Raw genomic sequence first — 14,768 nt, 5'->3', positions numbered from 1 at the left:
ATGCCAAAACGTACCGATATAAAAAGCATTCTTATCTTAGGCGCAGGCCCAATTGTTATTGGTCAAGCTTGTGAATTTGACTACTCTGGTGCACAAGCGTGTAAAGCACTCAGAGAAGAAGGCTATAGAGTTATACTCGTTAACTCAAACCCAGCAACGATTATGACCGACCCAGAAATGGCGGATGCAACATACATCGAACCAATTCATTGGGAAGTAGTAGAAAAAATCATCGAAAAAGAAAAGCCAGATGCAGTACTCCCTACAATGGGTGGTCAAACAGCATTAAACTGTGCACTTGATTTAGACAAGCACGGTGTATTGGCCAAGCATGGCGTTGAGCTAATTGGTGCAACGGCTGATGCAATAGACAAAGCCGAAAACCGTGAACGCTTTGACACTGCAATGAAAAACATTGGTCTTGAATGTCCTCGTGCTGAAATTGCTCATTCAATGGAAGAAGCTAAAGATACAATGACCCGTATCGGCTTACCGTGTATCATTCGTCCTTCTTTCACCATGGGTGGCACCGGTGGCGGTGTTGCTTACAACATGGAAGAGTTTGAAGAAATATGTGAGCGCGGTTTAGACTTATCGCCTACTAACGAATTACTAATTGATGAATCACTGATTGGTTGGAAAGAGTACGAAACAGAAGTTGTTCGTGATAAAAAAGACAACTGTATCATTGTGTGTACTATTGAAAACTTTGACCCTATGGGTGTGCATACAGGCGACTCAATCACAGTTGCGCCAGCACAAACATTAACCGACAAAGAATACCAAATTATGCGTAATGCCTCTATGGCAGTACTGCGTGAAATTGGTGTTGAAACCGGTGGTTCTAACGTACAGTTTGGTATAAATCCAAAAGACGGCCGTATGGTCATCATTGAAATGAACCCACGTGTATCACGCTCATCTGCACTAGCCTCTAAAGCAACGGGTTTCCCAATTGCTAAAATTGCAGCAAAACTGGCTGTAGGTTACACGCTTGACGAACTTCAAAATGATATTACGGGTGGAAAAACGCCAGCGTCTTTTGAACCGTCAATCGATTACGTTGTTACCAAAATACCTCGTTTTAACTTTGAAAAATTTGCCGGTGCTAACGACCGTTTAACCACGCAAATGAAATCAGTGGGCGAAGTAATGGCGATTGGTCGTAACCAACAAGAGTCATTACATAAAGCATTACGTGGCCTTGAAGTAGGCGCAACAGGTTTTAACCCAATAGTTGCCCTTGACGACCCGAAAGCGAAAGAAAAAATCATCCGTGAATTACGTGAGCCAGGTGCTGAGCGTATTTGGTACATTGCCGATGCAATGCGCCACGGTATGAGCGTTGAAGATGTTTATGAGCTAACTAAAGTTAACCGCTGGTTCTTAGTTCAAATTGAAGACATTTTAAAAGACGAAGCAAAAATCGCTGAAGGCGGAATGGCTGGTCTTAATGCAGATTTTTTACGCAAGCTTAAACGTAAAGGGTTTGCTGATCCACGCATTGCTGAAATTGCAGGTGTATCTGAAGCCGAAATTCGTAAAAAACGTCATCAACTAAACATTGTGCCAGTGTACAAGCGTGTAGATACGTGTGCAGCAGAATTTAGCTCAGACACCGCTTACATGTATTCATCGTACGATGAAGAATGTGAAGCAAACCCAACAGACAAAGACAAAATCATGGTTATTGGTGGCGGTCCTAACCGTATCGGCCAAGGTATTGAATTTGATTACTGTTGTGTACATGCAGCGCTTGCACTTCGTGACGACGGTTACGAGACAATCATGGTTAACTGTAACCCTGAAACGGTTTCTACCGATTACGATACGTCTGATCGACTTTACTTTGAACCAATTACCCTTGAAGACGTACTTGAAATTGTACGTGTTGAAAAACCAAAGGGTGTTATTGTTCAGTACGGTGGGCAAACACCACTTAAATTAGCGCGTGAGCTTGAGGCGAATGGTGTGCCAGTGATTGGTACTTCGCCAGATGCAATTGATCGTGCAGAAGACCGTGAGCGTTTTCAGCAACTTGTTGAGCGTTTAGATTTACTGCAGCCAGAAAACGCAACGGTTACATCGACTGAAGAAGCTATTTTAAAATCAGCTGAAATTGGTTTCCCGCTGGTTGTTCGCCCATCATACGTATTAGGTGGCCGTGCAATGGAAATTGTATACGATGAAGACGATTTACGTCGTTACATGACTGAAGCGGTTCAAGCCTCAAACGAGGCGCCTGTTCTGTTAGACCATTTCCTAGATAACGCTATAGAAGTTGACGTTGATGCAATTTGTGACGGCGAGCAAGTAATCATTGGCGGTATTATGGAACACATTGAGCAAGCCGGTGTCCACTCTGGTGACTCTGCCTGTTCATTACCAGCGCATTCTTTATCTCAAGAAGTGCAAGACGTTATGCGCAAGCAAGTAACCGATATGGCACTTGAACTAGGTGTTGTGGGCTTGATGAATACACAGTTTGCAGTAAAAGATGGCAAAGTGTATTTAATTGAAGTTAACCCTCGTGCTGCACGTACGGTGCCATTTGTATCTAAAGCCACCGGCGTTGCGCTTGCAAAAGTAGCTGCACGTTGTATGGCGGGTCAATCTTTAGCAAGCCAAGGCATTACTAAAGAAATTATCCCACCTTATTACAGCGTTAAAGAAGTGGTTTTACCATTTGCTAAGTTCCAAGGTGTAGACCCTATACGTGGCCCAGAAATGCGCTCAACAGGTGAAGTAATGGGTGTTGGTGATACTTTCGCCGAAGCATTCGCAAAAGCACAATTAGGTGCAAGCAATACTTTACCACGCGGTGGTCGCGCGTTATTATCTGTTCGTAATAGCGATAAGCCACGTATTGTTGAATTAGCTAAAATCATGACTGAGTTAGGTTTTGAATTAGATGCAACAGGTGGTACAGCCAAAGCGCTTGAAGAAGCGGGTATTAACGTTCGTCGCGTAAACAAAGTTTACGAAGGTCGTCCACATATTCTTGATTACATTAAGAATAAAGAATACAGCTATATCGTTAATACCACCGAAGGTCGCCAAGCGATCGAAGATTCGAAGGTGTTACGTCGTGGTGCATTGCAAAATAAAACCAACTATACGACTACCTTGAACGCGGCATTCGCTAACTGTACTGCTAATAAAGCAGATGACCGCAGTAAAGTGGCGTCAGTTCAAGAGCTACACCTGCGATTGAACTAAGGAAATGTACCAAGGCCTAATTAGGCCTTGGTGTTAAGTGAGAAAATATGCAAACAATTCCGATGACAGTTCGTGGCGCAGATTTACTGCGTAAAGAGCTTAACGAATTAAAAACTGTTACCCGTCCTAAAATCATTGCTGATATCGCTGATGCGCGTGAACACGGTGACTTAAAAGAAAACGCTGAGTACCACGCTGCGCGTGAGCAACAGGGTTTTTGTGAAGGTCGCATTCAAGAAATTGAAGCTAAACTTTCAAATGTTCAAATAATCGACGTAACTAAAATGCCTAACACAGGTAAGGTTATTTTTGGTACCACAGTAACTATTGTAAATGTAGAAACTGATGCCGAAGTTAAATACCAAATAGTGGGCGATGATGAGGCAGATATTAAAAATAACTTAATTTCTGTTAACTCACCTATAGCTCGTGGTTTGATTGGTAAACAAATGGATGATGCAGTCACCATTAAAACACCAAAGGGCGACGTTGAATACGAAATCATTGAAGTTGAGTACCTTTAATATATCCTCACTTTAGCGTTACATAAAAACCGATGTTAATACGTCGGTTTTTTTATGCCTTTAATAATCTCGACTTTGTCTACTTTATTGGGTACGTTAGGTTGACTACATCCTAATAATTGAGAGTACTGATGTCCTTAATTAATTTTCCTGAGCCACTTAAGCCTAATGATAATATTGCAATTTGTGCGTTTTCGTCAGGAGTTGATAAACACTTTCAAACACGATTAGATACGGTGCTAAATGGTTTAAAAGCGCAAGGGTATAAAGTCATCGAAGGTGACAGTGTAAGGCAAAATATCAGCGCTAAAGAGCGAGCTTTAGAGCTAATGCAATTTCTTATTGACGATAATATTGCTGCAATAATGCCACCCTGGGGTGGAGAGCTCGCCCTAGACGTTTTGCAATATATTGACTTTAACATAGTGAAAACGGCTAAACCCAAGTGGTTAGTGGGGTTCTCTGATGTTAGTACATTAGCGTGTGTGCTCACTTCTCGTTGTGGTTGGGCAACTCTTCATACTGCTAACTTAATGCAGCTACATCCACATGAAACTGAGTACAATTGTATAAATATTTTTCACACTTTAGGGCTCACTAAGGGCGAGCAATTTGAACAAGTCCCTTCAACATCATACCAAAATAAATTAATTGATTATGCAAGCGAACCGAATGCGTTGTTCGAACTTACTGAGCCTTCGCAATGGCAATGTTTAAATTACAAAGATGCACGTAAATTAGAAATAACGGGCCGACTTTTTGGTGGTTGTTTAGATACGCTCAGCTTACTGCTTGGCTCTCCATACCTTGATTTACATCGTTTTAAACAAGAGTATGCACCCGAAGGCCTTGTGCTCTTCCTTGAAAATGCAGAGTTAAGCCCAACAGCCGTAGCACGTAGTCTCATTGCATTAAAACTAAATGGCGTACTCACTGATGTAAACGGTATTATACTTGGCCGCAGTGCCGTTATTAATAGCCCACACAAGCAGATTGATTATTACCAAGCAATTCAATTAGCACTTGGTAAATGTATATTCCCAGTTCTGTTTGATGCCGATATAGGGCATATAGCACCTAACCTTAACTTAATTAATGGGGCACGCTGTACAATTAATGCAGAGATAAATGAAGGCAAAGTGATTGAGGCATCGCTAAGCACTAAGCTGTGTTAATTATAACGTCGCTCTTATGGATGGCTAATTATATAAAAAGTAATGGATAAATTAAGCTCTATAATTTACCTTAATTAATCATTAGTTTTTATACGTATTGTGTATTTGAAAAGGAATCGTTAAGTTGAAAATTAAGGACGCTCATTATAAAAACGGCTTTGCTTTTATTGCCGTTGTTATGTTTATCGCATTTTTTATAATTTGGTATGTAAACAAAGAAGTTGAAGCTGCTTTTTTGCTTTTATTTTTTGCATGCTTATCGTTTAGGTATCGATTTACCGATGAATATAAAGCTAAACATTCCCCACATAATCTTATCAAGAGAAGCGCCGACACAATAAAAATCTCAAAGCCAAAGTGGAGTCACTTTAAGTTTTTATCAGGTCAAGAGTCGATCGAAGTTAAGCGAATTTCTATTGTTAATCTAAGTGATAATTGGTTATCAATAATTATTGACGGAAACGGTAAAGGTTACGATTTTCAGCTTTTAGGCTCAAAAGAAGAAATAGATCAACAATTCAACTCACTGCTAAATTCAGATGAAAAAGAGAACATTGATTTCAACTATGTCTAATTTATTGAGCGATGTGTACAGCCGAGCGGGCGAAGCAATACCCGAGCGATGCTTTCGCCTTTACTCGCATTAATGCAGTCGCAAAGGGTTAACTACCCTAGAGCAATCTAAATGGCGCCGCATGTTTGGCTATTATGCTGCATTATTACTTATTTATGATAATTAACAACATAGATCCTGCCTTAGTTAAACCCCAGATAAATTGCTCTAACTTAAATCGCTAAAAATCTATGCGCACTAGTTTTAGTGGGCTTGGGTAACGTTTATTTGATGACGATTGCCCAGAAAAATGAGAATCTAATTAAAGTCGCTTTCAAAAATAAGTTAATAAGCCCTGCTGCACCTAAATAACAACAGGATAACAATGAAAATAGATAATATTAGAGTGTTTGTTCCGTGTAAAAACTATCAACAATCGTGTGCATTTTATCAGGCGCTAGGCTTTAATGTTGAGCCGGCGTCAGCTGATTTAAGTATTGCAACATCAGGTGAATGCAGTTTGTTTTTACAACGTTACTACAACCAAGAATTTGCTGAAAATTTAATGCTGCAAGTGTGCGTATTAAACATAAGCCAAGCTTTTAACACTATTAGTAAATTAACTCACTTTGACATTCGCTTTGAAGGGATAAAACAAGAGCCGTGGGGTAAAGTGATTTATTTATGGGGACCTTCGGGCGAGCTTTTGCACATAACTGAATTTAATTAAAAAGGAATAATAATGAAAAAAAATACATTTTTTGTCATGTTGATGGTTTTTTTACTGACCTCATGTAGTGCGCTTGTTAGTAATCACTCAAATAAAAATACGCGTTCTAGCAGTTTGGTTGACTTTCTATATCCAAACAAGGATAGCCGTGCTGCGTATAAACCAGAAATTCCGGTGTTGAAATTACCCGTTACAGTGGGTATTTCATTTGTGCCGTCGAAAGAGTGGCGAGCAAACGGTATTGAAAGTCAAAATGAGGTAGCGTTGCTCGAAAAAGTAAAAAAGTCGTTTTTACAATATGATTACATTGACCGCATAGAAGTGATTCCAAGTACATACCTCAAAGGTGGGGAAGGGTTTTCAGCACTTGAACAAGTAGGCCGACTATACGATGTAGATGTAATGGCATTGGTTTCTTACGATCAAGTAACACAAACCTATGAAAATAACGCCGCATTATTGTATTGGACCATTGTAGGTATGTATGTGATCCCAGGTAATGAAAATACTATTCAAACCTTTGTCGACACAGCTGTTTTTGATATAAAAAGTAAAAAAATGCTTTTTAGAGCACCCGGTATCAGCAAGCTTGAAAAAAGAACTACCGCTATTGGTATTGACGAAACGCTCAATGAAAAGTCACTTGAGGGGTTTAATTTAGCGGTTATAGATATGAGCCTAAATTTAGATGCAGAATTAGCCCGCTTTAAAACACGGGTAAAAGAAGAAAAAATTGCAAAAATAGAAAATAAAGATGGCTCGAGCAGCGCAGGGGCGTTTAGTGTGTTTTTTATGTTTTTAACATCGCTACTTGTTTTAAAGCGCAGGAACATAAACAGCTAAATATCTACGCAACTAAGTCGTTAAATACTTAAATTTAAAACGCCGCATTATTCAATTTTTGCGGCGCTTTTTATGGTATTTAGCTTAATTTTTCATTAAAAAACGCTAAGGTACGCTGCCAAGCAAGTTCTGCTTTTTGCTCATCATAGCGCCCAGTAGAGTCGTTATGAAAACCATGATTAGCACCTTCGTACATGTGCATAGTGTACTCAACATTGTTAGCTTTTAGGCTTTTTTCATAATCAGGCCATGTAGCGTTAACACGTTTATCAAGCTCACCTAGTTGAATCATTAAAGGCGCTTTTATATTTTTGTGCAGTGACTCACTGGCAGCAGTGCCATAAAAAGGCACGCCAGCGCTGAGTAAATCACTGTCAACGGCTGCTAGGTAATTAACAATATAACCTCCAAAACAAAAGCCTACGGCGCCTAATTTACCGTTGCTGCTAGGGTGCGCTTTTAAAAACTGAGCGGCGGCGACAAAGTCGTTTTGAATTTTAGCTCTGTCCATGGTTCGTTGCATTGCACGGCCTTCATCGTCATTGCCCGGGTAACCACCAAGCGGGAAGAGTGCATCGGGTGCAAAGGCAATAAACCCTTTTTTGGCTAAGCGCCTTGCTACATCTTTTATGTAAGGGTTTAAACCACGGTTTTCGTGAATAACTAAAACAACAGGAAGCTTACCCTCAATTTTGCTGGGAACGGCTAAGTAACCTTTGCCTTTACCATACCCATTTGGCGAATCAAATTCTTCGTAGGTGGCTTTAATATCGTCATCGTTAAACGAGACTTGCTCTGCAAGTGCGTATTTAGGTAAAAGTGCGCTGGTGAGCACACTCATTGAAATCCCAAGTGCTGCAAGGCCACCAAGTTTTTTCATAAATGTGCGACGATCCATTAAACCGTGGGCATATTCGTCGTACCAATCAAACGCTTCTTGAGGAATGTGTTCAGAGTGGGGTAAATTCATGGTTTCCCTTAATTGTTATGATTTTTGAATATTAAAATACATTAACGTATCTGGAACAAAAAACGTGCAATAATTTTATATATAATTACTTTTAGCACTATTTATTTGCTATTAGCAGAGAGAGCATGATCAATTCCCATCATAAAATCTAATCCTACAAAGGCGAACGCCACAACAATTGCACCCAATAGCATTAAATTACGATTGTTTTTTCTGTATCCAACAATAGTTAGTACTGCAAATATGATAAATAAAATAAGTTGAAGTGTAGCCATGGTTAATCCCTTAAAAAAAGCAAACTGTGAGATAAAATACCAGTTAAAATGGAGAGTTAGCAAATAATTAAAGGTTATTTTTAAACTATAAATAAAAAGCTCGGCATTGTGCCGAGCTTTTTTGGTTGGGGGTTTACTTAATTAGCTATTGGTTGTTGTTGGTTGGCCATCGACAATAGGGTGTTTACCACGCCACTTACGAATCATTCGTTTTGTGTCCTCAAGCGCGACATACTGACACGGTATAAGAATAAGCGTAATCACGGTGGCAAATAGCACACCAAAGGCAAGCGATACTGCCATAGGTATTACAATTTGTGCCTGCAAACTCGTTTCCATAATAATCGGTAACACGCCAATAAAGGTGGTTACTGAAGTAAGCAATATAGCTCTAAAACGACGCGCACCCGCTTGCATAACAGCTTCTTTTATAGGTACGCCTTCAGCACGCGCCTTATTTACAAAATCAACCATAACAAGGGAGTCGTTTACTACAATACCGGCTACGGCAATGATGCCAAACATTGAAAGGCCGCTCATGGTCATTCCTAGTACCATGTGTCCGAACATTGCCCCGACCACACCAAATGGGATGACCGACATAATAATCAACGGTTGTGAGTATGAGCGAAGCGGAATGGCTAATAATGCAAATATAATCATTAGTGAAATTGCAAAGTCGCGCAACTGTTCATCAGCGCTTTCCATTTCCTCTTGCACTCGACCAGCTACATTACTGGTAACACCTGGGTAATTTTGTAAAAGGGTTGGTAAATACTCGTCAGTGATTTCTTTTACAATGGCAAAAGGTTCAACTTTATCAGTATTAATGGCTGCCCATACATTGACTGTTCTGTTTGCGTTTTCACGACGAATTCTGTTTACACCATCTACAATGCTGATTTGTGCCACTTCACTTAACGGCACCTCAACACCTGTTGGCGTGATGATGCGAGTGCTGTGTATGTTACTGATAGAGTTACGTTCGTTTTCAGGGTAGCGGATCATCACTCTGATCTCTTCCCCTTCACGTAAAATACGCTGTGCCTCTAATCCGTAGTAACTAAAGCTAACTTGCGATGCCACATCTGCAAGGGTTAATCCCATGCTGTATGCAAGTGGTTTTAAATCAAGTTGTACTTCGTCGGTAGCGCTTTGTAGTGAGTCGTTAACATCGCCTACACCTTCCATGCTTTGTAATTTAGTTTTTAATAACGCGGCAACTTCTTTTAGTTTGTCGGTATCTTTGCCTTGCAGTCTAAAACTTACGTCGCCGTCATCTCGTCCGCCGCCAAATAAGTTGTCTTCAATAGTTAGCGTTTTAACGCCCGGCAGTGGTGGCATTTTTTCACGCCATAATGAGCTAAGAGTGAAGGTATCAATAGGGCGTTTATCAGGTTCAATAAGAACAGCCATTAATTGTGCCGTTGTACGGCCACGAAGGCTTATCGAAAGGTCACGAATCATTTTTTGACCGTATTGTGCTTCAAGTTCTTCATCTACACTAAGAAGTACGGCTTCAATTTTTTTAGCAGTTTCAAGTGTTGCTTGCTCTGACGATTCAAGATTCATTTCTACAACCACACGCGGAAAGTCATGTTGTATTTTAGGGTTTGGTACAAATTTAACTAAACCGCCTGCAAACATGCCTGCGCTCATAATTAAAATACATATAAACCCAACAATGACGGTATAGCGGTAATGAATACAGTGCCCTATAAACGGCGTGTAGTAGTTTTGAACAAACGATTTAAGGCCTTTATCAACAACCATACGCACTTTGTGCAATGGGTTTTTAGGGTTAGGTTTACGTGGGTTCATTGCGGCAATATGAGCCGGTAATATTAGTTTTGATTCAATTAACGAAAAAATCAAACACAAAATAATAACGACACCAATCGCTTTAGAAAACGCAGCACCAGGGCCTGATGCCATAGCTTGAGGTAAAAAAGCAGCAATGGTGGTGAGTACGCCAAATGTAGCGGGCATTGCAACACGTTTAACACCGCGGATTACGTTATCGAGAGAGTGGCCATGTTTTTCTATTTCAGCACTGGCCGATTCACCCACGACAATTGCGTCGTCCACCACAATACCGAGTACAATAATAAAGGCAAACAGCGACACCATGTTGATGGTGATGTCTAAAAAGCCTATCGGCATGAACAAAAAGGCACCCAAAAAAGACACCGGTAACCCCATCATTACCCAAAATGCTAATCTAAGCGGTAAAAACAATGCCAATACCAGCATAACTAAAACACCACCCCATACCATGTTATCGATCATCATATCGAGACGACCTTGCAGGTAGTAGGTTAAATCAACCATAGGGGAAAGTTTTACGCCTTGTGGTAATTTAGATTCTTTTTCGGCCATGTATTTTTTAAGTACCTTGGCAACGTCGGTAATGTCTTGATCTTTAGATGCTGCAATATCAAACATTAACGAGTTTTTACCATTGTACTTTGAATATAATAAGCCTTCTTCAAAACCATCGTTAATAGTGGCTACATCGCCTAAATATATTTGTGCGCCATCAGCAAGGGTAATTAAAGGTAACTGTTCAAATTCATTGCCTTTGTATGCTTGTTTTTCAACACGCATAGAAATATACCCGTTGTCTGAACGAATTTGCCCTGCCGACATATTAGTTGAGAAGTTTCTTACAGCGTTTGATACATCTCTAAAAGTAAGTCCGTATTCACGCAGTTTGTCTGGGCTAATCTCAATGCCTATCTCATAATTTAAGCCGCTAAAAAAGCTGACTAAATTCACGCCTGGTAAAGCAAGTAGTTCATCTTCTATATCTCGGCCGAGTTCTTTTAGTTGTGCATAGGTCATATCTCCATATAGCGCAATGAACATTACTTCTTGTTGAAACTTATCACGCTGAATTATTGGCCTTTCCATACCCGCAGGAAACGAGTTAATAGAATCTACTTGGGCTTTTATTTCGTCTAAGGCTTCTTGAAGGTCGTATTTTTCTTCAATTTCAATCCATGCCTGTGCATAACCACGATTAGAGTAAGTTATAAAGCGTTTAATACCCTCTAACCCCTCTAGGTTTTCTTCAATTTTTATTGTAATGCCTTCTTCAACCTCTTGCGGTGCGGCGCCAGGGTAAACGGCTTGAACACTTACCCAGTTACTTTCAAATTGCGGAAATGCTTGCTTACGAATTGTTAAGGCTGTTAATAAACCGCCAACCAGAATAAAAATCATGATTAAATTTGCTGCAACAGGGTTGCGAGCAAACCAGGCAATTAAGCCCTTTTCAGAGGTACTCATAAGGTGTCCTCTTTAAGCGCAAGCTGTGTTACTTCGCCTTGTTCGTCATTTTCATCTGTTTTAACAGCCATTCCTTCGCTTGGGTATTCTAGTGCTGAGGTAATCAACTGTTCGCCAAGTTGTAATCCTTGGTCGGCTATTACCATGCCATCTTGTTCACGTACAATATTCAGTGTTTTAAAGCTTAAGGTATTGTTCGCGTTTAATATGGCAATTTGTTTATCTTTAACAAGGTGATGCGGGACAATAATTGCGTTATCAAGGGGGCGCCCTTCAATGGTTGCATTAATGTATGAACCAAAACGCAGTGGTTTAGTATTATCTGCGTATGGTGTGGGCAGTTGCGCAACTAAATAACTCATACGGCTTACTTGATCTATAACGCCTTCGCTACGCACAACTTCGGCTTTCCATGACGTTTGCTTGCCAGCAAATTCTGCATTAAGGGTCACGGTGGCACCAATGCCGCCATTGGCCAGGTATTGCATTTCGCTATCGGCTACAGGTAAACGCACTTCTGCAATCGATGTTGCACTTAATGCGCCAAAGCTACTGCCCGGGTTTACTACAGAGCCTAAGCTTATTGTACGTGCATTAATAATGGCGTCGTACGGGGCTTTTATATAAGTGCGTTCTAGGTTGCGCTTTGCACGTTTAACACTGGCTTGTGCAGAGCGGTAACGCGCTAGCTTTTCGGCTAATTGTGGTTTACGTAAATAAAGCTCTGAAGCAATAGAGTCACTTGAGTCTGATTTAATACGTTCCCATTCAGCTTTTGCTACATGTGCTTGGGCGCGTTCTATTTCAAGGGCTGAGCTTGCTTGAGCAAGGCCTGCTTGCGCTTCAATAAGGTCTGCTTCGTAATCATTTGGATCAATTCGTGCTAATATGTCGCCTTGTTTTACAAATACACCTTCAACAAATTCATCTGCTACGGAAATAACTTGGCCACTGACTTGTGCAATTAGCTCGGTACGGTCTTTAGGTTTTACAACCCCGTACGATTTTACGTCGAGTGTTATTGCGTCAATGTTGACTGTTTGTGCAGCAACCAGTGGGCGAGTATCTTGCTCTGGTTTTTCTTCAGGCGGCGTTTTCATATTTGAAAAGCCAATTGCCAGTGCAATCCCGGCAGCTAAAACTGCGATTGGAAGAACAATTTGTTTTTTAGTAGCCACAAGGCATTCCTTCATAAAAGTGGTGATAGGGCAATAATACGCAATAAAGTGTTTACAAGGCGTTTGAAGATGTAACAAAGCATTACATATGTGTATTACAAAAAAATATTTGGCTCTAAAAATGAGTCTGTATTGTTAAATATGTGGTTAATTTAAATAGAGGGTGTTATGAAAACAGAGCCAATGGCGTGTCGATTAGGCTGCGGAGCATGTTGTATTGCGCCAAGTATTAGCTCGCCAATACCGGGTATGCCAAATGGCAAAAAGGCCGGAGAACGTTGTATTCAGCTAGATGAGAACAATTTATGTAAGTTATTTGGCGATGACTCTAGACCAAAAGTATGCAGTGATTTTACTGCCACAGTGGATGTGTGTGGGTCAACTAATGCAGAGGCTCTAGCGCTTATTACAGAGCTTGAACAATTAACCTAGCTGGTGTGTTCAATACACACATAGTTACATTTATCTAAAAATATATTGCGCGATTCCGTGATTGCTAGAAGCAAAAAAGTGAAATAATTCACAAAGAGGGTAAGAGGCGCTGCGCTTTTAGAGGGAAGATTAATTTAAAGCATTGGCTGATTTACGTTTATCTCATTTACTCCTCATTCATTCCTCTTTGTGCAATATTTTTTGCCTAAAAGTTGTTTTTATAAACCAACACAGCGTTTACAAACTAAGGTAAACATTAAGTTTGTAAACGCTGAATTTAATGTCTACCAACTATACGTTGCACATAAGGTATATTGCTCACCGCGCCCAGGTGTGCCGGGTATTTCTTCAAACGACTCATCCCATAAGTTATCTGCCGCTAAGGTGATAAATAAATTACTCAACTGTGGCGGCGTTATTTTAAGCGTTAGCTGGGTAAATAACGCGTTGTCATTGTCGTTTCTAAGTGCATTTTTGTGTTGTGTACGCCATTCGTTATCTATTCTAAATTCTAAAATATCAGTTGGGTTGTACACGGCGCCAAGTGTTAAACGGTGATCAGGAAAGTTTAACGCGTAAAAGCTGGCATCGATATCGGCTGCGCCGTAGTTTTCTGATTTATGTAAATACGTGTAGCTTGCTATAAGTTTTGCTGTATCAAAGTGCTTAGTCGCTAAAAATTCAACCCCTGCTGTATCAATATCAACTGGGTTTGCAAAGCGCGCTGAAGTTGAATCAAAATTAAAGGTCCAATCGGTTAAGTTATTATCTTTTCGATAAAAAATAGCCGAGTTTAACTGCCAGCTTTGTTCTTCAAGTAATAAACCTAGCTCCAAGTTTGATGTGGTTTCGCGCTCAAGGTTGTAGTTACTTCTAAATAACCCGCCTGAATCACTGCCGCCAATGGCTGTGTAGCCTGCAACTTGACTCGCCTGCGCGTATGATAAGTAAAGAGTTTGCGCTGTGCCGTCACTATTTGGGGTGTTTAAGGTTATGTCACCAATAGCTGATACTTCAGCATCATCACGATTTGTATCGTCATAGGCTGCGCCTAAACGAAATGTAAGTTGTTTATTATCCTCAAGCGCCATTTTGTATTCAGGCAATACGCTTGATTTATAATACTTACGAGAGGTAAAGTTGTTTTCAAGTGTTGTTGATTCAATCGAGCCATAAAATAAATCGGTTTGGCTATGCTCGCTTACTAATTGCGCGCGTGCTGAGGCGCGCGTGCTGAGGCGCGCGTGCTGAGGCGCGCGAAAAGTCACGATCGCCATTATCAATAGTGCCATCACTTTGCGAATGAGAATACTCACCTTCAGAGCCCTGGGTATAGTTAGCTAAGCTATCAAGTTGTGTGTTTTTAGCAGCATATATACCTCTGGACTAAAGCTTAATATATTTTTATGAATATCGAGTTATTTATTCAACTCAAACAAAATATTTTTTTCAATATAGTGTTATTGATAAGCAATAAAGAAATCGCAAATGAAGTTGCAAATGATAATTATTGTTGATAACATTTTAGTTGTTTATTGCTTTAAAGTCATAGGGCTTTAACTTTCATAATAAAGGAAC

11 protein-coding genes and 1 pseudogene are annotated in these 14,768 nt (G+C 40.3%); 7 read left to right on the top strand and 5 right to left on the bottom strand.

The genetic code is table 11. From position 1 onward, the window contains the following. From carB to rhlP, 6 genes are all read left to right on the top strand, one after another. Positions 1 to 3,219 carry a carbamoyl-phosphate synthase large subunit gene (gene carB / locus KZZ04_RS03715; RefSeq protein ID WP_219421858.1) on the top strand — a complete coding sequence of 1,073 codons (3,219 nt, stop codon included), beginning with the start codon at positions 1 to 3 and terminating at the stop codon, positions 3,217 to 3,219. Positions 3,220 to 3,266: 47 nt separating this feature from the next. Further along, a complete protein-coding gene (greA, locus tag KZZ04_RS03710) occupies positions 3,267 to 3,743 on the top strand; it encodes a transcription elongation factor GreA (RefSeq protein ID WP_006792433.1) in 477 nt (158 codons plus the stop codon). A 131-nt stretch (positions 3,744 to 3,874) separates the two neighbouring features. Beyond that, positions 3,875 to 4,918: a S66 peptidase family protein gene (locus KZZ04_RS03705; RefSeq protein ID WP_219421857.1), complete on the top strand. Its 1,044-nt coding sequence runs from the start codon at positions 3,875 to 3,877 to the stop codon at positions 4,916 to 4,918. Positions 4,919 to 5,042: 124 nt separating this feature from the next. After that, positions 5,043 to 5,492 (top strand): hypothetical protein, encoded by a 450-nt coding sequence (locus KZZ04_RS03700; RefSeq protein WP_219421856.1) that lies wholly within the window; start codon positions 5,043 to 5,045, stop codon positions 5,490 to 5,492. Between the two features lie 364 nt (positions 5,493 to 5,856). After that, positions 5,857 to 6,201 carry a lactoylglutathione lyase gene (locus KZZ04_RS03695; protein ID WP_219421855.1) on the top strand — a complete coding sequence of 115 codons (345 nt, stop codon included), beginning with the start codon at positions 5,857 to 5,859 and terminating at the stop codon, positions 6,199 to 6,201. 12 nt (positions 6,202 to 6,213) lie between these two features. Next, complete coding sequence (rhlP, locus tag KZZ04_RS03690) at positions 6,214 to 7,044, top strand: rhombotarget lipoprotein (protein WP_219421853.1); 831 nt, start codon at positions 6,214 to 6,216, stop codon at positions 7,042 to 7,044. 79 nt (positions 7,045 to 7,123) lie between these two features. On the opposite strand, the gene KZZ04_RS03685 is transcribed toward rhlP, so the two are convergent. The 4 genes from KZZ04_RS03685 to KZZ04_RS03670 form a co-directional block, all read right to left on the bottom strand. Next, positions 7,124 to 8,014, bottom strand: coding sequence for a dienelactone hydrolase family protein (locus KZZ04_RS03685; protein WP_219421851.1), 891 nt, complete (start codon positions 8,012 to 8,014; stop codon positions 7,124 to 7,126). Between the two features lie 101 nt (positions 8,015 to 8,115). Next, positions 8,116 to 8,289, bottom strand: a complete 174-nt coding sequence (locus tag KZZ04_RS03680) for a hypothetical protein (RefSeq protein WP_201023497.1) — start codon at positions 8,287 to 8,289, stop codon at positions 8,116 to 8,118. A gap of 141 nt (positions 8,290 to 8,430) precedes the next feature. Beyond that, entirely contained in the window at positions 8,431 to 11,580 is a 3,150-nt protein-coding gene (locus KZZ04_RS03675; protein WP_058404335.1) for an efflux RND transporter permease subunit, read from the bottom strand. Beyond that, complete coding sequence (locus tag KZZ04_RS03670; RefSeq protein WP_138527899.1) at positions 11,577 to 12,758, bottom strand: efflux RND transporter periplasmic adaptor subunit; 1,182 nt, start codon at positions 12,756 to 12,758, stop codon at positions 11,577 to 11,579. Before KZZ04_RS03670 ends, KZZ04_RS03675 begins: the two co-directional genes overlap by 4 nt. 168 nt (positions 12,759 to 12,926) lie before the next feature. Here KZZ04_RS03670 and KZZ04_RS03665 point away from each other — a divergent pair, with 168 nt between their 5' ends. Then, complete coding sequence (locus KZZ04_RS03665) at positions 12,927 to 13,190, top strand: YkgJ family cysteine cluster protein (protein ID WP_219421849.1); 264 nt, start codon at positions 12,927 to 12,929, stop codon at positions 13,188 to 13,190. Positions 13,191 to 13,474: 284 nt separating this feature from the next. Here KZZ04_RS03665 and KZZ04_RS03660 read toward each other — a convergent pair. Next, a pseudogene (locus KZZ04_RS03660) lies at positions 13,475 to 14,573 on the bottom strand (TonB-dependent receptor); the annotation flags it as partial. Between the last annotated feature and the right edge of the window lie 195 nt (positions 14,574 to 14,768).

The organism is Pseudoalteromonas sp. CR1, from assembly GCF_019392235.1.
Taxonomy (GTDB): Bacteria; Pseudomonadota; Gammaproteobacteria; order Enterobacterales; family Alteromonadaceae; genus Pseudoalteromonas.
The sequence above is the reverse complement of the archived record's forward strand: the minus strand, read 5'-3'. Positions and strand labels throughout refer to the sequence as shown.